Source organism: Xenorhabdus japonica (assembly GCF_900115195.1).
Taxonomy (GTDB): Bacteria; Pseudomonadota; Gammaproteobacteria; order Enterobacterales; family Enterobacteriaceae; genus Xenorhabdus; species Xenorhabdus japonica.
In genome coordinates, this window is sequence record NZ_FOVO01000038.1 from 1 (window position 1) to 22,668 (window position 22,668).

Annotated in this window: 12 protein-coding genes and 1 pseudogene; 4 read left to right on the forward strand and 9 right to left on the reverse strand. The window is 38.4% G+C overall.

The annotated features are described in order from the left end of the window. Positions 1–298 precede the first annotated feature (298 nt). The 6 genes and pseudogenes from BM135_RS16710 to BM135_RS13195 all read right to left on the reverse strand — a co-directional run. Positions 299–456: pseudogene (locus tag BM135_RS16710) on the reverse strand (IS110 family transposase); the annotation flags it as partial. Positions 457–600: 144 nt separating this feature from the next. Further along, the gene (gene typA, locus BM135_RS13175) at positions 601–2,424 is read right to left on the reverse strand and encodes a ribosome-dependent GTPase TypA (protein WP_092520300.1); all 1,824 of its coding nucleotides are present in this window, start codon (positions 2,422–2,424) and stop codon (positions 601–603) included. A 357-nt stretch (positions 2,425–2,781) separates the two neighbouring features. Then, positions 2,782–4,326 (reverse strand): hypothetical protein, encoded by a 1,545-nt coding sequence (locus BM135_RS13180; protein WP_092520301.1) that lies wholly within the window; start codon positions 4,324–4,326, stop codon positions 2,782–2,784. A gap of 42 nt (positions 4,327–4,368) precedes the next feature. Next, a complete protein-coding gene (locus BM135_RS13185) occupies positions 4,369–6,021 on the reverse strand; it encodes a hypothetical protein (protein WP_092520302.1) in 1,653 nt (550 codons plus the stop codon). 412 nt (positions 6,022–6,433) lie between these two features. Further along, positions 6,434–8,185, reverse strand: a complete 1,752-nt coding sequence (locus tag BM135_RS13190) for a hypothetical protein (protein ID WP_086109762.1) — start codon at positions 8,183–8,185, stop codon at positions 6,434–6,436. Positions 8,186–8,546: 361 nt separating this feature from the next. Next, positions 8,547–12,341, reverse strand: a complete 3,795-nt coding sequence (locus BM135_RS13195; protein WP_092520303.1) for an inverse autotransporter beta domain-containing protein — start codon at positions 12,339–12,341, stop codon at positions 8,547–8,549. 449 nt (positions 12,342–12,790) lie between these two features. On the opposite strand from BM135_RS13195, the gene BM135_RS13200 reads away from it, so the two are divergent. From BM135_RS13200 to glnG, 4 genes are all read left to right on the forward strand, one after another. Next, entirely contained in the window at positions 12,791–14,575 is a 1,785-nt protein-coding gene (locus BM135_RS13200) for a hypothetical protein (protein ID WP_092520304.1), read from the forward strand. A 401-nt stretch (positions 14,576–14,976) separates the two neighbouring features. Next, positions 14,977–16,386, forward strand: coding sequence for a glutamate--ammonia ligase (gene glnA / locus BM135_RS13205; RefSeq protein WP_092520305.1), 1,410 nt, complete (start codon positions 14,977–14,979; stop codon positions 16,384–16,386). A gap of 126 nt (positions 16,387–16,512) precedes the next feature. Next, positions 16,513–17,556, forward strand: coding sequence for a nitrogen regulation protein NR(II) (gene glnL / locus BM135_RS13210; RefSeq protein ID WP_092520306.1), 1,044 nt, complete (start codon positions 16,513–16,515; stop codon positions 17,554–17,556). A gap of 24 nt (positions 17,557–17,580) precedes the next feature. Next, positions 17,581–19,023, forward strand: coding sequence for a nitrogen regulation protein NR(I) (glnG, locus tag BM135_RS13215; protein ID WP_092520308.1), 1,443 nt, complete (start codon positions 17,581–17,583; stop codon positions 19,021–19,023). Positions 19,024–19,386: 363 nt separating this feature from the next. Here the strand turns inward: glnG and BM135_RS13220 are convergent, their stop codons facing one another. The 3 genes from BM135_RS13220 to BM135_RS13230 are packed head-to-tail and all read right to left on the reverse strand — an operon-like array spanning position 19,387 to position 22,653. Continuing rightward, complete coding sequence (locus tag BM135_RS13220; protein WP_092520310.1) at positions 19,387–20,715, reverse strand: ATP-binding cassette domain-containing protein; 1,329 nt, start codon at positions 20,713–20,715, stop codon at positions 19,387–19,389. After that, a complete protein-coding gene (locus BM135_RS13225; RefSeq protein WP_092520312.1) occupies positions 20,712–21,794 on the reverse strand; it encodes a cupin domain-containing protein in 1,083 nt (360 codons plus the stop codon). The genes BM135_RS13220 and BM135_RS13225 overlap by 4 nt, the downstream gene beginning before the upstream one ends. A 10-nt stretch (positions 21,795–21,804) precedes the next feature. Beyond that, positions 21,805–22,653, reverse strand: a complete 849-nt coding sequence (locus BM135_RS13230; protein WP_092520314.1) for an aKG-HExxH-type peptide beta-hydroxylase — start codon at positions 22,651–22,653, stop codon at positions 21,805–21,807. Between the last annotated feature and the right edge of the window lie 15 nt (positions 22,654–22,668).

A 22,668-nucleotide genomic window follows, 5' to 3' on the forward strand; every position in this document is an offset into this window, starting at 1 on the left:
GACTAAGCGCCAGAAGGCTGGCTGGGATAATGGCTATATGATGAAAATCCTGACAGTGGGATTTTCATCTGTATAAATTAGACCCGTTTGCCCTAGGGTTATTCCTAAGATTATTGAGGTTACTTATCCAAAATTTTATACTCTGATCTTAATGTAATCCTGAAAATTCCCCTGAATTCACAACGAAGATGTTGCGTTGTAATTGGAATGCTTTCGTTCAAGTTGCCCTATAACCCAGTCAGCCAGTTTTCCTGAGCGATGTTCCAGATGTAGCATAAACGAGCGGGCACAGAGCACCAAGAGTTGCCGGAGAGCAGTTGGCTAAGAATTCCATCAATTTGGTTCGGATGAATTTTCTACATAGAAGGGCTTTCCCCGACTGATTCTGGCAATGTACATGGATACATGGAAAGAATGTTTGCCGAGATCGATGCCAATAAGTGCGATGGTGTTCATAATGGTAACCTCTATCAGAGATAATCACTCTGTTAATATACCGTCGCTAGGGTGATGAGGGCGGCCATCTCATTAAACTCAGGACACCGAAGTGCCCTAAGCTATTCATATTCAATCTGTCACACGCAATGCATAACTCAGAAATTAAACTTCCTTGCTACGGTTTGCGCGACGACGATCATTTTCGGTCAGATGGCGTTTACGCAGACGAATTGACTGTGGAGTTACTTCTACCAATTCGTCATCATCAATAAACTCCAGAGCCTGCTCCAAGGTTTTCTTGATGTGCGGAGACAATGTTGTCGCTTCATCCGTACCTGACGCACGTACGTTAGTCAGTTTTTTACCGGTCAGACAGTTAACGGTCAGGTCATTAGAGCGTGAGTGAATACCGATGATCTGGCCTTCATATACTTCAGTACCGTGACCGAGGAACAATTTACCACGCTCCTGCAAACTGTACAGCGCATAAGCAACTGCTTTGCCTTGTCCGTTGGAAATCAGTACACCATTCTGACGACGGCCAATCTCACCCGGACGGATGTCATCATAGTGGCTGAATGTTGCATACAGCAGGCCAGTACCGGAAGTCATAGTCATAAACTCAGTACGGAAACCAATCAGACCACGGCTTGGAATAATGTAATCAAGACGAACACGGCCTTTGCCATCTGGCAGCATGTCACGCATTTCACCTTTACGCTCACCCAGTGCCTGCATCACATCACCCTGATGCTGCTCTTCGATATCCAGAGTTACCTGCTCGAATGGCTCCTGTTTACGGCCATCGATTTCACGGAAAATAACTTTTGGACGGGAAACCGCCAGCTCGAAGCCTTCACGACGCATATTCTCAATCAGAACAGACAGGTGCAGTTCACCACGACCAGATACGCGGAATGCATCTGGATCTTCAGTTTCTTCAACACGCAGTGCAACGTTATGAACCAGTTCTTTTCTCAGACGGTCGAGGATCTGGCGAGAAGTAACATATTTACCTTCACGGCCACAGAATGGAGAAGTATTTACACAGAAGTACATGCTTACGGTAGGCTCATCAACCGCCAGCGCCGGCAGCGCTTCAACTGCACTGACGTCACATAGAGTATCGGAGATGTTCAGATCGCCCAGACCGGTGATTGCGATGATATCGCCCGCTTCCGCCTTATCAGACTCGATACGATCCAGTCCCAGATGGCTGAAGACTTTACCGACTTTGCCATTGCGAGACTTGCCTTCGCTATCAATCAGAGTGATGTTCTGGTTTGGTTTTACCGTACCGCGCTTGATACGGCCAATCCCGATAACCCCAACATAGTTATTGTAGTCCAGCTGTGAAATTTGCATCTGGAATGGGCCATCAAGGTCAACCTTCGGTGGCTCAACATGCTCAACGATAGCCTGATACAACGGAGTCATATCTTCAGCCATCTCAGTATGTTCGTTACCCGCAATACCCATCAATGCAGAAGCATAAATGATTGGGAAATCGAGCTGCTCATCTGTTGCGCCCAGGTTTACGAACAGGTCGAATACCTGATCCACAACCCAGTCAGGGCGCGCGCCCGGACGGTCAACTTTGTTGATAACAACGATAGGCTTCAGACCGTGGGCAAAGGCTTTCTGAGTTACGAAGCGAGTCTGTGGCATTGGGCCATCCATCGCATCAACCAGCAGCAAAACACTGTCTACCATTGACATTACACGTTCGACCTCACCACCAAAGTCGGCGTGACCTGGGGTATCTACGATATTGATGCGATAATCATTCCACTTAATGGCAGTGTTTTTCGCAAGAATGGTGATACCACGCTCTTTTTCCAGATCGTTGGAATCCATCACGCGCTCAGCAGTAGCAGCACGCTCACCAAAAGTTCCGGACTGTTGCAGGAGTTTATCAACCAGTGTGGTTTTGCCGTGGTCGACGTGAGCGATGATGGCGATATTTCTTAAGTTATTAATTGACAAGTATTTTTACCGTTTTAGCTATTTGAGAAAATATTACATGGATGCCGCTTGGCAGAACGCCGCAGCATTCATCTAACACAAATATGCTGCTATTTTACACGTTATAGCTAGAGAGTGAAATAAATGTGAGATGTATCACCTTGAAAGTTTGTTTTTGGGTGGGATGGATATGGTGAGTAAACAAATCGTACTTTTATAAGACCGTGAGTTCTATACCTAAAAAACATTCAATACCTCGAATACACGATCTAAAAATTGACCTTTTGCAAATAAAATGCAAAAGGTCAATAAAATCATTCTACAAAGATAACATTAATATCAAAGATTTTATTAAAATAAAACTGTACGTTAATATCACTAGCAATGGGGCGTTCCCCAAGATGGAACAGTATCAATTTTCCCTTTCCAAGTCTGACTTTTTATATGTTGACCATCTATATTAACTATATAATAAAAATAAATCTGTGCAGGATGATATTCATCAAATGTATCACTACCCGCAAGATACGTTTGAGGTATACCTATTATTACACTGTTTGTTACCCCATCACTACCGGCTATATCAGGCATAGCTACAGAGCCGATAGATTTATCTAACTTTTTCTGTTTAGCTCTAATATGCAACCACAACGTAACATTAACATTATTTCCTAAAGGTACTTTAGTCTGATCATGAGGATCATTGGTTCCAGTAATTTTGACAAATAATCCATCATTGCCTGGATTTTTATTATAATCAGATATAACCTTACAATTTACAACCTTATCTTCAGTAATAAGATCATTTTCACCTGTTCCAAAGCTAGCATAAATCTTACATTTTTCATAAACATTATCTGCAGGAAGTTCATCTTTTACATATGTGAAAACCGTTGGCATTGACATGTATCTTTCTGCTGACTCTTTAATCACTACATAAGAAAACTCAACTTCATTATTATCTGATAAAACAGAGTAAGGCACTAATATATTATTTAATTGCGTGGATGGATCTGTCAAATGAACAGGTGAGCCAACCATTAATTTATTAACAAGGAAAAATATCGAATCACCAACTGAAATATCATTGTACATCGGAATATTAACAGAGAAATGTTTTGATCCTATACTTTTATGTAAAACACCACCAACTTCACCATTAATGACGGGAGGATTCAAAGTATGTCCAGGGTTCACTGGCCCCACATCAATAATATACAAAATTCTTTCAGCTTCAACAGTGCCTTCAACACCCATTATTGCAGAGAATAGATTAAGTACCACAGTCTTATCTTGTTTCGCAAAAATATAAAATGCTAAATTACCATTAGAGTCTGTATTTATGGTCAATCCTCTGTAATCTCCGATATCCCTAACTTCTAATTTGCTGTTTTTATCGGCAGTATAGAAATCCACTCTATCAAATACTCCATCAATATCGAGTATATTAATAGGAGTACCAGATAGTTTATCTTTTCCATCCTGAGCAGTAACGGTAGCATGAACTGACACAAAAAATCTGCCACTAGGAGGAATATTAGGATGCTGAGGAACTTTTAAATGATCAGCTCCAATCTTCAATTGAAGTGAAGACATATTGACGGTTCGTGCAGTATACTCAATTTTAGTCTTAGGAAAACCCGCTGCATTTTCGTTTGGTTCAATATAAAAAAAAACTGAATCTCTATCAGGAAGATCATCAAAAACACTTAATTCAACAGTGAAAATTCCTTTTTTACCATTATCATATAGTTTAATTTGGGGAATATCACCCTCAGGTTCAGCATTATTAAATCTTGTTAAATTAATACTAGCGTCATTTGAAATAGGATCATCTGAAGTTAGAATAATATCAAGATATAAAGTTTGCCCTATTACTATATCAGATCCTGATATGACAGAAGTAGTGATATGTTTACTCATATTATCTCCATGAAATTAATATTAAATAATTATATTTTCACGTTAGTTCCCTGAAGTTTCAATCTTACTACTCCAGAAATCACTGTATATTCTATTGCCTTCATTATAAAAATAATATTCGAAATAAATCATTGCTTGACTGTTATTAGAATCATGTGAAAATCCAACAAGCTGCTCATATTCTATATAAACAACAGTAGTAGAGGTACTACCGCCACTATGATCAGGAACATCATTAATAACACAAGAAATATCTTTCCTATGTTTAACATCTTTTTCATGCACACGTTCATTTTTGTAAAAACCACCATTAAGATACATAGTGAAGTGAACCGTATCGCCAAATTTTGGTTTATATTTATCTTGTGTATCTTTTGTTCCTGTTATTTTTACAAATAAACCATAGCCGCCATTATTACGATTATGGGAATACTCCTTACGACCATTTTTTATATCAAAGCTATTAATGTAATATGTTTCATCAATAATATCATCATTATTATTTAACGGAGGATCGCTCTTAGGATTAGCCCAACTTGAATATACTATAGGCTTCTCATAAACACGTGAAATTTTATCCGATGGTATATTATCTCCACCGCCAATGTATGTGATAGGTAATATCTTTGAATATTCATTATTACCTGACTTTGGTGCTATCACATAATAAAGTTTAGATTCTTTATTTTCAGTGAACATATCATAATATAATTTAAAACTATAATTAGGAGGATTTGCGTGGCCTATCGTACTAATTGGTAATACTATCTTGTCATCGATAAAAAATATCAAACTATCGCTATCATATGCATTATGATAAGGTTCAATTTTCACATCAAACGTATAATCTGATCCATACGCTTTTAGTTGACCATCACTAAAATTACTTATAGTTGGAACCGGAAGATACTCGCGAGGATCTTTAGGTCTAGGGCTAAGCATATATACAGTAGGAGCTAAGAAATATTCGTCACCCCCTGGTATTTCACTTCCTAACTGAAGTACAACTGGTTTATCCTTCATAGGATAAACTCGAAAACTTATTTTTCCACTGTTATTACTAACAATAGGAACTACAACTTGATCATATTCATCAATAGGAATAATCTGTACAGGAGAATGAAGCCCATCATCCGGATCAGTGGTTATTATAACATCTTCATTTAGGTCATCTTTAATTGATGCGGAAATCTGAATAGGTGTGTTTTTCATCCCTTTACCATTATTATTATTCAAATTCGCAGAATAACGGATGAAATTATTATTTCCAACACCAATATTAGTATTTCCTTGTGGTAATATACAGTAATACTTATCTACTGATAACTGCAATGAATCTAAATCAATCAAATTTACTGTATAATTAATTTCCTTTGAATAAATATTAGGTATACTTAATTTATATGATACTTGATCCCCTGGTTTTAGAGAATCTTTATCATCAATAGTTAAATAAGCTATTGCTTGCATAGCATTTTGTTTTGACGGGAGTGGAACAGCTTTAGTAATACTATCAACTGCCAAACCTGTTTTAACATCTAAATTAACATCTAATTCTGAAGGTAATTTCCCATTAAGTATAATGGTAATATAAAGATAAAAACTTTGCCCAATTACCACATCAGAATCTTTAGGCACAGATAGAGTTACCGATGATAGATCTGAATTATATAATTTATCTTCTTTATTAAACATAATAAACCTCATTTAATTTTTAATATTATTTAGCTTCCAAGTTATATGTTTTATATTCGCATTAATTAGTTTCAGACACATAGTTATTTATACTCCTGAAATTCGTTTCCTTTCTGCTGCGATACGTCTTGATATTTATTGAATGTAATGTAATTTATAAATTTTTAAAAAATTAGAAACATAATCTAAGACACTATTTTTCCATAGGAATATAATATATTCTAGAGAATCATATTTCTATATTAGTCATCTTTCACGTTGTCTATTTGTTGTCTACATTCATTCATCCCAGCCACATAGTTATCTATATGACTGGGGATTCATTTTACTTATCGCCTCAATTCAATTTTAAATCTATTAGATATATATTAAATTAAGTCTAATAATAAAAGACGGGATAAAATATAAAAAATTAACTATCATCATCTACCCCAGGAAGTGATGTGTCAGTCATTCCTCGCCAGTAATGACTATAAGTTGGTGTATTTGTTTTATCCATCGTATAATATTCAAAATAAACCCATGCAGGCGAGCCTTCACTATAAGAACTGATTCCAGAATATTTTGGATGAATGATCGGGATCACGGTAGAACATAAAGTTGTATTACCAGCTGGAACAGAGTCTAGAGTTGATAAAAGTGTTGTTTTTGGTAATTGTCTGAAAAAGTTTCTATTTCCCGATCTAACATACATATTTATATATACATCATCTCCAACTTGGGGATGTTTTTTTATTATATCAGTTGTATCATTGGTTGCGGTTATTTTTAAAAATGCATCGTAACCACCATTATTGATATAATTTGAAAGCTCCGCCCTGCTTGTATAAGCTTGTTCCCAAAGTAGAGCATTTTTTTCTTCTGGCTTGCTAAGTGTGCGATCATTTTTATAATCTGCAAAACTAGAGTAAACTTCAACTTTATTATAAGTTCGTGTAACTCCATCTGATGGAACAAGATCTGAACCACCTCCTAAATATTTAAGTTGCATTCCAACTGAATAACGAGCGTTCCCATTTCTAGCAACCACATAAAAAAACTCTGTCCACTGATTATGTGGAAGCACATTATAAGGAATAGGAAAAGAATAATTAGCATTATGGGTACTTTGCATATCATAGATTGGTAATACTAATTTACTAATATCAGGAACCCCATCATCACTTTCTTTTGTAAAAAATAATATATGATCACTAGGAGTAGGGCTATCATAAGGTTCAATCATAACTTCAAACGTTGGTTCGTCTGGCCCACCGTTTAATAAACCTCCGTCAGCAGAGGGGATCATTACTGACTCTAGCACATGTCTGGAATCTTGCGGTCTAGGAGTGATAATATATACATTTTCTGATGTATAAGCATGACTTTCTTGGCCCAAAATAATATTTTCTAAAACAAGAATTATAGGTTTCTCAGTAGTCGTACCTCCAGCTATCTTATTATTTGAATATACACGGAAACTCACCTTTCCGTGATCATCACTTATAAGACTAATAAATGTTCTATCATCGGCAACGATATTTGTAGGCGTATAAGTTTTTATCGTTGCAGATTTATCCGCCGGATTTGGATCAGTCGTAACAATAATATTTGTATTAATACTATCTTTAGGTGTAGAAGAAAGATAAACCAGAGCATTTTTCAGTGGTTTTTTTTCTAAAGGATTTCCAGTATCTTCTAATAACTGCGTAGTGTAACGAATATAATTATCACCAATATCGCTTGGTTTTGGTTCAGAGAATGTTTTAGGGATAACAATGACCTGTTTATCAGGAATTAACTGTAAAGTATAAAACTGTATTTTTTTTATATTGTAAATAATATCCATATTGAAATCAGTGCCTAAACTTATATTAAGAGATACTTTATCTCCTGTTATTTTACTCTCATCGTTGCTTATCTTTAAATAATATTGTCCTCTAATCGCTTTTTCAGCACCAGTTGTTGTAAGACTAGCATAAATTATATCTATTGTTAGACCAGTTCCTTTTGGAGTAACGGTAAGGTTTTTTCCTAGTGGCAATTTGCCTACTGTTTCCGTTAAAATCACATCAAAATAAAATTCTTGGCCATAGACCAAGTTAGTATTGTTAGGTACTGATAATGTCGGATTAATGGTGGAGGGAGCCCCACCACCTCCTAAAGTTTGCCTTTCTACTGACATAGTATACCTCACAGAATTATAATGTAACTTTTGTTATCTATATGATTATTAATAATATATCACTGACAGCTCAAAACATTCCCTGGATAAATAATATTTATATCACCTATTGATTTTTAAATATTAAACACATTTTCCAATTAAATGTATAATGAAAAATAGTTATCAGATGATAACATAAAAATATCTGATGAATTTATTTCATCTCTCCTATATTTTCACTATCCAAAATAATTAAATCAGATATAATCACCTTTCATAAAATTGAACCGAAATACGAACAGAAAAGCCGTAGGATATATCCATCCACACGGCTTAACTTGAAACATCGTTCTCATACTTATATACAAATATAAGTTATTTATTCCACGATACATATAACAAATGCTTGAAGAGTATTACCATCTGATATTAATGGAACCTCTCTACCAGTAGCTGTATCATATACAAAATACTTTCCTAGTTCATTACGACTTCTTAGCATCTTAATATAAGAACTTGTTTTACTTATCGGACCAATGTCATCCAAAATACCAAATTTATAAGAATTTGGAAAATCATCAGATAATGCGGTGCCTGTTCCTGATGAGACCAACTGAGAAACAGTAGGTGAGTGCCCTGTTTCTCCATCGTATTTAAGATTCTCACAATTGTGTTCATCATTCATTGGATAAGTAAAAGTGTAACCAGGTGAATATGAAAATAGTCTACGAGGATAAGTTATATAAGTATATTTACGCTTTGTTCCATTGTTTTTCTTGACATTAATAGTAATTCTGGCTTGTCCCGGAGCCTGAAATGTTATCAATCCGGTGTTATTATCTATTGTAACTGGATCCCACTTGCCACCTATCTTTTTCACATTATAACTGGGAGTATCACCAGGCTTGACTAGTTCCTCACCTGTAATTGATCTCAATTCAGCTATCAGGTTATCGGTAAACACATTATATGGTCTGTTCTGCTCTTTAAATAGTTGGCTAGCAGATTTATCTGGTTGATTTGTTGTTCTATCAAATCGATAAACCATTAAAGCCACTGGCTCCGGTGTAGGCTCAAAGCTAACTTTTTTATTAGCATCTTGAAACAACTTACTACCATGTAATCCAGTCATATTTAATGTTACTTTTATATCATCAATACCCACATAGCTTTTCAATGTTGCATATAAATACCCTCTTCCATCTGTCTTATTCTCTTTATCCCATTCGAGTGGCGGTACTTCAGAGTCGTCAATATTACTATGATCTCGTGCCCATGTTACATCACTGAATTGATGATTAATAATTGCATCTTTCTTTTGTTTATCAACGATCTTCGCTCTGTATTTATATAATGATTTCCCATCACCAAATAACGGGTGTTGAGGATCAAAATTTTCATCTTTACCTGATATCTCTACACGATAGACCTCAACACTTGCAATTTCATACTCTACTTGTGGCGATGCAAAATTTACAGGCTCTGAACATTGCTCTGTCGAAGGCTCATTAACAATAGCAAGACAAGCCTGTGCACCTTTCACAACAGGATTTTTCTGATTACTTACCAATTGTACTGTTGCTTTTCCATCAGGTTGACCAACGACCTGATCTGTCAACCAAGTTTTGTTTTTGTCCGTACCCTGTGGATAACTTGGACTCCATATAAGATCTGCTTTTGTATAAGGTGTACCATCTAAATTGGATACTTCAGCAATAAAGCTATAATGGTCTGTCCCATTTGGAGAAACAGTTCCACTCTTTTGGCCTGATTTTAAAATTGGCCTCTGGATTTTTGGCCATTGGAATTCTACATCTACAGTATTTGTTCCTTGCACGCTTACCTCATCAACAGAGGCTACTACTGTAATCTTATTAGCTTTAGTACTGGTCAATGTTGTAGTAGCTTGACCATTATTACCTGTAGTACTGCTTGTTGAAGATATTGTTACACCTTCTTGATTAGGATTTTTTAAGGCCCAATTAACTTTTTTATTGGCCTCAGGTTTATTATTAATATCCTTGATTACTGCCGTCAAAGTATAGGTTTGATGAACCGTTATAATTTTTTGGTGAGGATCAATACTAAGCGAAATCTTTGCAGGCTTGAAAAGAACAGGGTTTGCTGATTTTTTTTGATGCTCTTCAATCGAAAGAGTAACAGTGACATTATCTACTGGCTCAGAGCTCGTCAGTGTTGCAGTTAATTGCCCTTCACCATCAGTTTTGTCACCATTAGATACTAATTTCAAAGTCGAAATCTCTTTATGATCGTGATCCCATTTTACATTAGTGATTAATGTGTTTGGTGGGACTGGATTATTACTGCCATCCAAAACAACAGCTTTATAGGTATAAGCTTGGGTGCCATCCGCTGTTAAAGGGGCTGTCATATTGTTTGGCAATGAAATTTTTATCTTATCCACATAAAAACGTGAAGTATCTTCTCCAAAACTCACTGTCCCCACTTGCGTTTTCGGCATACCATCCATTTGCAGGAATACTTTTACATCTTTGTTAGGCTTAGAACTGGTTAAAGCGGCTTGTAATTGCCCTTTATCATTAGTTTTTGATGTTTTTTCGGGTTTTCCCCACTGTAACCCTGATTGTTCACCAATCTCCGGTTCAGTTGTCCATTGGACATTATCAAGTGTAACCTGAGCTAAAGGCTTGTTACCCACGGTATCGGAGGTTATTACGGGGGTAAATAGATAAGCTTTTTTACCATCAGCAGGTAATGTTTCTGTAGGATTGACTTCTTTTTCTTTCACTACAAATGGCCTGACAATTAAGGTCACTGTTTCATGATGAGAAACTGTTTTTGTATTACTATTCTCAAATATATTGAAACTAATAGGATAATTGTTGGATTTTCCAGTGCCAAGTTGATATGTCGGGAATGTAATTGAAATTTTATTCCCCTTAACATCTAACTTTCCTCCATCTTTGATAAATTTGGCAAAACCCTCATTTTTTTGCTCTTCAATTTTATTGTTCGGGTTATTAGTGGCTGGTATTGTTTTTTCTTCGTGACTGTAACCCATTAAAGTGGGTGGTATAGAAAGTTGAGTAATGGATTGTTTTATATGATCAAGCACAATATTGTTATTTCTTTCCACTAAGTCATAACGACTGCCTGCCAATGTACGCATTGCAGCTACGTTTTCTGGTGATAATTGAGTACTGAGAGGAACCCCCAGTTTATAATTGAAATTAGCCAAAAATTGCGTTTCCGTGTGGCCGCTTTCACCCTGTTTATAATCCACACCCATTGTTACCAGTGGGATCGGAGTATACGTTAAGCCTAATTTAGCCAGACTCGGATTTTTCTGTCTGGTATCACGATTAAATAAGGTAACGTTATCACCGAAATATTGTTCGTATGTTAGTTTAGCGCCAAGATTGGGATAAGCGGGCAGGAAAAATTCACCGTTAATATCATAACCATTTGCCGGACGTTCATGATAATCCTTAAAATTACGTGATTCTTGTAGTCCACTCAAACGATAATAAGTATTAGCGGAGAGTTTGATATAGTCGCCCCAAATTTCCCCCCCCAAACCTAAACGCTGGTTTTTTCCCGTCAAGTCATGATCATAAAAAGTATTCAGGCCATACATCCAGTTTTGATAAAAATAACGTCCACCTAAACCTACGTTAATGGTATTGCGGCTATCTTTGTTACGGTAGCCTAATTGAGAGAAGAGCAACCAGTCTGCTTTATTGTCGTAAAGTGGCAGCAATAGATCGAGGGAGTTATTTTCCAGCGTTCCTTTTTTACCCAGACCAAAATTAATTCTGGCAGTACCAAACTGTGATAACCATTTTTGAGCTTCGGAAGAGACTGTGCTGTTGAATTTACCCAAAGCATAGGATTTAACTTGCTCTGCTAAATCCGAAGGTGAAGATGATAGGATATTACCTGCAGTTTGAATATTTCTGGCAATTAAACCTGGGGTGTCAGACTCTGAAATATCATTGGCATTTTTATTAACAGTTTTTTTACTTAGTTGATTAACTCGAATATCTATATTACTCTTACCTTCTGAATTTCTCATATATATTTTGTTAGTTTTGTCATTTCCATCTGCAAAAGCACTAATTAGAGAAGACGGAAGAAACAATGTATATAAAAAAACAAAAAAACGAATAATTATCATTATATATGAAGACATATATAGATACCTCAGAATGTTTTATTTTAAATTAATTCACCACCTATCATTTAATATAATATGTATAAGTGATAACTTCCCCTTACTTCATATAGTACACAAACCTAATTAGTAGTAATTAAAAATTATTATCAATTAATATCTAAATGTTATCACATGATTTTTTGTTCTCGCAAACAACAAATTAGCATACGTTAAATTCACATCCACAAATCATATTAAATTAATAATTTCATCATTGTGATAACCAACCCTAATATTTATAGAATCACAAATCGCGCCTACGCCCTTGTAAATAACATCAAAAATGACTGTTGTTACTACCACTCTGTATTAAGGTGATAGCTTATTTTCATTAGTCACTCAAATTTTTTTTATTTATATTGACTACTCTTCTTCCAGGATTAGTATTTTTCTATTATTATTAAAAACATAAGGACTTAATTATCATGAGAGAAAATTATTTACTCCCCCCTCCTATTTTACCTCAAGCCCAAAATGGCGTTCTGGATAAATCTAAATTAAATGGAGAAAAGATTAAGGTTAACGTATCAACATCTCCTCCCCTTAATCTCTCTGATGGTGACTCGGTTACAGTTGTATTTACTGATGACAATAATGAATCTGTCACCTCTACAAAGCAACTACAAGGTGCCATTGGCCCTTTTATCGAATTTGATTTTTCTCCTGATATGCTTCCAAAAAAATATAAGGTAGGTTATACAGTTGACGATGTCATCGGAGACAACCCTATTTATTCGCAACAAGTTAATATCAACGTTATCGACGGCACATCGATAACACCACCTGTAAAACCACCAGCAGACAAAGAACCCTTTATCGTTATGGGTGCTCGTTATGCTGATCTTGCTGTGGCTAATGGGCTTAAAGCACCACAGCGCCTGACTGCTTGGGATAAAGAAGGTAATCCACTTTCAGTAACATGGGAATATGTTGGCGGCACATCATCTTTCTGCCTTCCTTTTCCAAATACTGCCCCATTTTTCTATGATACTGCTCCGTGGCTTCCCATTTCAGTTAAAGACACAAATGGTAACAAGCTCACAATAAACCCAATCAATGTGTTTGGTAATGGTGGTACGTTAGGTTTTCCAGACGGAGCTTTTAACGATCCGATGGAGACTCAATATTCCTCTGCTTTTGCTGTACTACTCAATGACAACACCATGGTTGGTTGGGGAGGAAGCTTCGGTAATTCCTATACTCAATCTGGCATTAAGACCATTACCACAAATGGCCCTTTTTATGCTGGACTTACTGTGAATTCAACATTATGGACTAACGGTAATCCTGCCCCTATCGGTTCCTTTGATGATATAGGAGCCGGTGGAAATAGCTTTTTTGCTATCTCGAAAGATAATGCACAGATAGTGGCTTGGGGAGAAATTAATGGTACTTATCCTCCTCTTGGAAATGGGAAAAATATTTTTGTCGGCAATAGTTTTGCTTGTACTATATATAATTCCGGCTCGCTACAAAGTTGGTGGGGTCAGTCAGGAATGGGATGGAGTCTCGTACCACCTTCTTATGTTCCGTGCCCACGGAACCTTACATCAATGCCAAGGGGATTCGCCATTATAGACGAAAGTGGTAATCTTTTTCCTTGGGGTGATCCAGACATGTTTAGCGATTTTAATCCCCCATATCAAGATTTTATGCAAGCCACTGGAATTGGTTACCGTGAACCACCACCAAGTTCCAGTGAGATACCGCTCGGTGATATGGCAATTCGCCGTGACGGTACAGCGTATGGTTGGGGTGGTATGATAGCTGTACCAGATAAGCCTGGTGGCACTGGTGAAGCTGGCTACATAAGTCATGCAGTAGATATATCAATCACTAACGAAAAAATCCTTACATTAGAGTATAATAGCCCATATAGCGCAATACGTTACAATGGATTTAATGCCATACTGGGCAATGAGTTTTTAGGCCTCACGGATGCAGTTCAAATAACATGCGCAGCTACTGCATGTGCGGCATTGAGAAAAGATGGTTCCGTAGTAACTTGGGAAAATACTGACTTTGGTCAACATTTTTCAATATCTCAACCTGACATGCAAAATGTAAGAGCGATCTACGGGACAGGAACAGCATTTCTTGCTCTGACAGCAGATAACAAAGTCTATACCTGGGGTAGTTCTGACGGTGGTGGAGATAGCGGTGAAGTACAATCTCTGTTCGATGGTAAGTTGACCTATTATATGGATTAAGATGGTATTTGATACCAGAATAATAATCGGTTCACTCTAAACCAAAAGGCGCAATCAATGTCGATGTTATATGACAGATTGCGCCTTATTGCTTACATATATTGATTAAACATACATATTGATTAAACACTCAATTGCATCATTATAGTGCAACTCTGTTTTCGCCACTCCCCAATTTGGGGCGAGTATATTTAAAAACTATCTTCTTTCCCTATGATTTTTTAGTCGCCAAACAACAATTTATTGATATTAAATGATTTGTTAATGTTGGCACACTTTTCGCATTTCTCTTTGCAATATCGGTTTTATAAAAATTGATCGTCTAGAAATGCCCCTTTAAGATAAAACGACATCCTTCTTGTATCGTTCTATCAGGCTGACGTAACCCAGGAGAGTTCAGTATGTCCATTGAGCATGTTTTGTCCATGATTGAAGAACATCAGGTGAAGTTTATTGACTTACGTTTTACCGATACCAAAGGTAAAGAGCAACATATCACCATCCCAGCCCACCAGATTGATGAAGACTTCTTTGAAGATGGCAAAATGTTTGATGGCTCCTCTATCGGTGGATGGAAAGGTATCAATGAGTCCGATATGGTGTTAATGCCTGATCCAAGCACTGCTATGCTTGACCCATTTTTTAATGATACCACTCTGATTATACGTTGCGATATTTTAGAACCCGGCACTATGCAAGGCTATGGTCGTGATCCTCGCTCCATCGCCAAACGCGCAGAAGATTTCCTGCGTGCAAGTGACATCGCAGATACGGTGTTATTTGGGCCGGAGCCTGAGTTTTTCCTGTTTGATGATATTCGTTTCGGCAATTCTATCTCTGGCTCGTATTACCACATTGATGATATTGAGGCAGCATGGAACAGCGGTACACGTTATGAAAATGGTAATAAAGGCCATCGTCCGGGCGTTAAAGGCGGTTATTTTCCTGTGCCTCCGGTGGATTCTTCTCAGGATCTACGTTCAGCCATATGTCTGACGATGGAAAAAATGGGGCTGATTGTTGAAGCTCATCACCATGAAGTCGCTACTGCCGGGCAAAATGAAGTCGCTACCCGCTTCAATACAATGACCAAAAAGGCAGATGAAACCCAGATTTATAAGTATGTGGTTCATAACGTTGCCCATAAATTCGGCAAGACCGCTACATTCATGCCAAAACCGCTGGTAGGCGATAACGGCTCAGGCATGCACTGTCATATGTCACTATCCAAAAATGGCTCGAACCTATTCGCTGGTGATAAGTATGGTGGTCTGTCTGAACTGGCTTTGTACTATATCGGGGGCATCATCAAACATGCTCGCGCACTGAATGCCTTCACCAACCCAACTACCAATTCATACAAACGGTTGGTGCCGGGTTTTGAAGCGCCGGTTATGTTGGCTTACTCAGCCCGCAATCGCTCCGCCTCTATCCGTATTCCGGTTGTAGCCAGTGCAAAAGCTCGCCGTATTGAAGTCCGTTTCCCTGATCCAGCAGCGAATCCTTATCTGGCTTTCTCTGCCCTATTGATGGCGGGTTTGGATGGCATCATCAACAAAATCCATCCCGGTGATGCAATGGATAAGAATTTATATGACCTGCCAGCTGAGGAAGCACAGGAAATCCCAACAGTTGCTTCTTCTCTGGAAGAAGCAATGGCGGCCTTAGATGCAGATCGTGAGTTCCTGACTCGCGGTGGTGTTTTCACTGATGATGCGATTGATGCTTATATCAAATTACAGCAAGGTGATATTGAGCGTGTTCGCATGACGCCACATCCTCTGGAATTTGAACTCTATTACAGTGTGTAATGCTGCTTATAGCCAAATAGATCCCGAATTTATTTTTTGTTGCCGTGAAACTTTTTAGCCCATCTTTGGATGGGCTCTTTTCACGAATGCTACAATGCACCAAAAAAGTGCAGGAATTGAATAGTAATGGCTAATTTTACCAACGCAGAACAGGTTCTCGATTCACTGATAAACAGCGTATTAGTGCTGGATAACAATTTAATTATCCGCTATGCCAATCATTCTGCTCTACAACTTTTGGCGCAAAGTACCCATAAATTATTCGGTACTCCACTTCCGGTTTTATTTAGTTATATCTCACTGGATACAGAATTGATGCGCTCAAGTTTGATTAACGGTCATGGGTTTACTGATAACAAAGTCATTCTGGTCATCAATAATCACTCTCATGTGATGTCGCTCAGTGCCCAACCGATTTCCGAGCAGTCTATTCTGCTGGAGCTGGCGCCTATGGACAGTCAACGCCGGTTAAGCCAAGAGCAGATACAACAAGCACAGCAGGCGGCTGCTCGGGAATTGGTTCGGGGGCTGGCACATGAAATCAAAAACCCCCTTGGTGGACTGCGCGGAGCGGCACAGCTACTTGCCAAAGCCCTGCCCGATCCATCCCTGCGGGAATATACTCAGGTCATCATTGAACAGGCGGACAGACTACGCGCCCTTGTTGATCGATTATTGGGGCCACAGCATCCGGGAACGCAAACCCGTCAGAGCATCCACCATGTGGTCGAGCGGGTCTATCAATTAGTCTCTCTGGAAATGCCTACAAATGTCACTCTGCTGAAAGATTATGATCCGAGCTTACCTGAACTGTCCCATTACCCTGACCAAATCGAGCAAGTATTACTGAATGTAACCCGAAATGCCTTACGGGCATTGGGAAGGAAAGGCGGTACTATCACTCTGAGAACGCGAACTGCGTTTCAGATTACCTTACAGGGTGAACGATACCGCTTAGCGGCCAGAATTGATATTGAAGATAATGGGCCGGGTATTCCTCCCAATATTCAGGATACGCTTTTTTACCCCATGGTCAGTGGGCATGAAGGTGGAACTGGACTCGGGCTATCCATAGCACGTAATCTTGTCGATCAACATGCTGGCAAAATTGAATTTACCAGTTGGCCGGGGCATACAGAGTTTTCCATTTACCTGCCTATTAAGAAATAACCGAGCAAGAAGTAGAGGGTGACTATGCAACGAGGAAAAGTCTGGATCGTTGATGATGACAGTTCTATCCGCTGGGTACTTGAACGGGCGCTGAGTGGCGCAGAGATAGAGTGCACCAGTTTTGAAAATGCCGATGCCGTATTGGTCGCGCTATCACAAGCTGACACAGTGCAGAGTAGCCCAGAAGTTATTCTGTCAGATATCCGCATGCCCGGGCTGGATGGACTAAGCCTGCTCAACCAAATAAAACAGAGCCACCCACAGCTTCCGGTCATCATTATGACTGCTCATTCTGATCTTGATGCCGCTGTCAGTGCCTATCAACACGGTGTATTTGATTATCTGCCAAAGCCTTTCGATATTGATGAAACTGTTGCACTGGTTGAGCGAGCATTAAATCACTATCGGGAACAACATCAATCAACCTCCAATCCACAGTTGCCAGTATCCGTTTCAGATATGATCGGAGAAGCTCCCGCTATGCAGGAGTTATACCGGATTATCGGCCGACTCTCCCGCTCCTCTATCAGCGTGTTAATCAATGGCGAATCCGGCACGGGAAAAGAGTTGGTCGCCCATGCTCTTCATCGCCATAGTCCACGCGCTTCAACACCATTTATTGCCCTGAATATGGCTGCAATCCCGAAAGATTTGATTGAATCCGAGCTGTTCGGTCACGAAAAAGGGGCTTTTACAGGTGCAAATCAAGTGCGTCACGGTCGCTTTGAACAAGCCAATGGAGGCTCGCTATTTTTGGATGAAATTGGTGATATGCCGCTGGATATCCAAACTCGCTTGCTGCGGGTTCTGGCGGAAGGGCAATTTTATCGGGTCGGGGGTTATGCACCAGTGAAAGTTGATGTCCGCATCATCGCCGCCACTCACCAGAATCTTGAGCAGCGCGTTGCGGAAGGTAAATTCAGGGAAGATCTCTACCATCGCCTGAATGTGATTCGGATTCAGTTACCGCCTTTGCGAGACAGAGTGGAAGATATCCCGCGTCTGGCTTCTCATTTTCTGCAACAAACCGCCAAAGAGCTGGGTGTCGAAACCAAAATACTGCATCCTGATACAGAACTTGCCTTGATGCGCTTACCGTGGTCAGGGAACGTTCGCCAATTGGAAAATGTCTGCCGTTGGCTGACCGTAATGGCAGCAAGCAAAGAAGTGCTGATACAGGATTTGCCTGCTGATTTGCTTGAGAAGCAATTAGCAGAGCAGAAAGACTATTCCCCTGTTTCTCATTCTGCACTGACAGAGCATTGGTCACAACAATTGGCTATATGGGCTGAAAATGCCTTAAAAGAGGGAAAAACCGATCTCCTTTCTGATGCCCTGCCATTACTGGAACGTACTCTGCTTAATTGCGCGCTGGAGCATACGAATGGACATAAACAGGAGGCCGCCCGCTTGCTGGGCTGGGGGAGGAATACAATAACGCGGAAATTAAAGGAATTGGGGTTGTAACAGGTTATTCAGTGAATCATCATATGATCTATTACTGAATCTATTGCTGAATCTACCACTGAATAAATACTCAGAAAAATCAACAAACTGGCTTAATACTGTTTCATCGTTTGCTACTAAATCATGTTTTCATATACAGCTTAGGGTTCTTTGCTCCCCCAACCCCCAAAGACAATTGGCTATTCCAAATCAGAAGAGATACCGACAAGGTGATAGGAAGTTTCATCGAACGTAGTGAGTACTAGAATGAGTGTCGACGCCTTTGCCCTGAATTTCGAGGAATTATCCGCTCCCCGCCAATCTACCAAAAGCACTTGCACCTAATTGGCTCTCTCATTTCTCTTAAGCGAGCAGTCTTACGTCTTAGTGTCTGATTTCGATGATTAAATTATCTTCAGCCAAGGAGGTCAGAAATTTATCGATAATTTGAGTGTTCGACTCATCCAGATTCGCATCCCATTCATCTAAGAAGATAATGCGATGTTTAATATTAGACAGTAATGCCATTTGATATAGTTGCTTTTGTCCGGTTGAGCCCGGAACGGTATCTTCACCTACCTGTATGTTAGGGCCAAAAAATAGCGCATCAGGGTACTTACTTTTCGTATATTTTAGGAGTGAGGATTTACCCGCTCCGTTACTGCCAGAAATCAAGTACCTGCCATTAACCAATGCTTTTTCTAAATCAAGCTCGATGAAAGTATGTACATCCAGTATCTGATCGTTAATTAGATCTATGACTGAAATTTTCTCATTGTCTATGCTTGCCAAATAGTTATAGCCTTTTAGACTTGCTGAAAATAAATACAGTTTCTGGATTTTATTTTTCAGTAACATAATCTGACTTGTGCTCATGCTTGCTGCATGGATATTTTGAAATAGTTGCAACGTTCTAGGTAAAACAGCTACCAAGGCGCCAATAGCCACTGTGTTATTTAAAATTTGATAATATGAAAATAAGACCAAGAGAGGGATAGAAATGAGTATTGGAGCACAAGAAATAATCTGTTCTAAAGTTTTATAAGACTCCGTCTTTTTAAAGTAAATATCAACTTTTTGTTTTGATGATACTAATGCAGAGGCCAATGATTTCTTATCACCATAAAACATATTATCCCATATTTTACTTATAGCATGTAATGCGGCTATCTTTTCATTTTGCATACTACTTGCAATAATGCCTATTTTACTTTTTGATAAATACAAAAACACCACAGATAAAAACATACAAAATACGATCACACTAGTTAATACAGTGCCAAGGATGGCAAACAGAGCAATAGTGGTAAAAAGGACATTAAAATATATGGCTAGTATTTCTATGAAGGCGAATCCAGCTTCATCAAGCGTGCTCAAGGCCTCACCACTTAGCCATAATTGCGTTGTTCTTTTATTTTCCTCGGTTGAGATTGAATGATTTTTTGAAATTTTAGTTAAAGTATTTGAATAATATCTCTCCCACAAATTGTTAGAAAGTTTAACCCGATAAAACAATGAAGCTGAGCCGAAAAGGTAGGCAATAAAGATAGATAGAAAAAACATGGCCGTATAGTAAAATGCTTCCATGGGGAGAGTCGCGACTTTCTCACCAGCCAACCCGATGAAATAAGTGGACAGCCCGACTAAAACTTGCTGCAAACATATCAATACAAGACATATTAAGAAAAACTTATTTGAAAAAATCTTTTTCATTTTGACTCAACATTTAATCCAAGTGTTTTTAATACATGTATCATCATCTTTGGCTTAACTGTAACAGGTAAATTTTCAATCAGTGTAGTAAGTTTATCCTCAACGTTTTCAATGCCCATTTCAGGGAAGATCATCGCTCTATCTTCCTGGTTATACGATGAGGCCAGACAGGATAAGAACAGGCGGTCATCAAATTTAGTGAAAAGGGGTTTGACTTTATTGATAATAAATTGCGATGATCTTCTCAGGGTGACTGAAGAAACAAGCTTTAATTTTAAGCTTTTTTCATCCTCATTTTTAGATGCGTCAATATAACCTTGAAGCAAGTCAATATTGTCAGGGTGATATAAGAATTCTGACATTTTCATCATAAGCCAAAATTGCTCGGTTGCAGAAGAATCCTTCAACTCCTGTAATAACTGATTTTTGCACTCCTTGGCGTCAATCATCGATAACAGATTGAAATATTTTATTTTTTTATTAAAAGCAATATTTATTGCAGAATGATTAATCCGTATGTATGGAGGAAAGTAATTGAGCTGTGGGGATAGTTCGGTGATCGGATGCGTTCTTACTATCAGGCTGATCGTCGGCTTCTCTAAATGCCAAACAGCATGTTTCTCTGTTCTACCAAATGGAATAATTCGGCAATCCCCTTTTTTACTGATGTAAGCCTCGGTTAACTTTATGTTTCCCATGCTCAGGTTGTGACTGACTTCATTCTCTTCATCAAAAGAATAAATGGTATTCAGGGCGCTACCTTCGAGTTGCAATAAGACGCCAGAGAAGCCGTGATCATGAATAGATGTATCTTTATCCCACCAGTTCAGAAGCTCAATGTAAAACTTACCATTATCAAAAAGCTTCATATGCAACTCTGAAAATTCGGAAGCTATCTGAATTTTTTTCAAAGAATTAAGATTGAGCAGTGAATTGATTTCTTTGAAGGAAAAGAGAGAGATTAAATCTACCTTTTGCATTTCAGACTTGGCTATATCTGCAAACGAGTAGCAGCTATAGTCATCCATGCGCCATCTCGCTTCTATTTTACCCGCAAGATTTTCGATTACTTTTAACATGTTTTATCCTTTAGTTAAGGTTTTCACGTACTGTCATAATAAATTCTTTTGTTCTATTCGTGATGAGGTTGTTTAAGTTTTTCATACCGAGTATTTCTGCTATGGACTGATTAGTGTTTTCTTTAAGGATACTCGTTTTTGGATGTATGGTGACGTTTCCACCGTTTAAGAATTTCTGTCGCGCATTTAAAATTTCATGTGAAACTAATATACTATGTACAACTTTATCCAAAGGTCTCTTTTTTCCCAGCAGTGCGGAAGTGGAATAGTTTTCCGGTTTTATTATTTCTGCATAATGAAATTGTTCATGGCAACGCTCATCTATAAATAACAGATGGTGTGTCAACTCATGAAGCAAAAATTCCGCTACGTCATGCGGTGTTAACGCGCCATGACCGCTAATCCAAATACTGCCAATAGCCGTCGAAGATGAACCACCAAAGGATGATACGTTTGAACTGCTTGTAGACTTCCGGAAAAAAATAGTATGGATCACTAAATCAAAAATCAACTTAACGTCTTTATCGCTGTCTGCTAAATGGGTATAGCCGTTTTTCACTAACGTCGACAACTCTTGGTATTTATCAGCGCTATGTTTTTCACCAATCATTTTAACCTGATTCAGGTCGTCAAGTGCACTCGGCTGATAGGCTAATATTAACGCGTTTATCTTTTCTTCATTAGAGACAATTATTTCATTGAAAAAATTAATGGGATGGTAAGGCTGATGATTTTTCAAAAAATCCAAGTAAAATGGCTTTAGATCTTTTACTTTTTTAATATTCTCAGAGCCAGGGCGACTCCTTGAAAGAAGGTACACATTTTTTATTATTTCATCTTTTCCTAGAATACTGAGCATATCATTTTCCTAAAT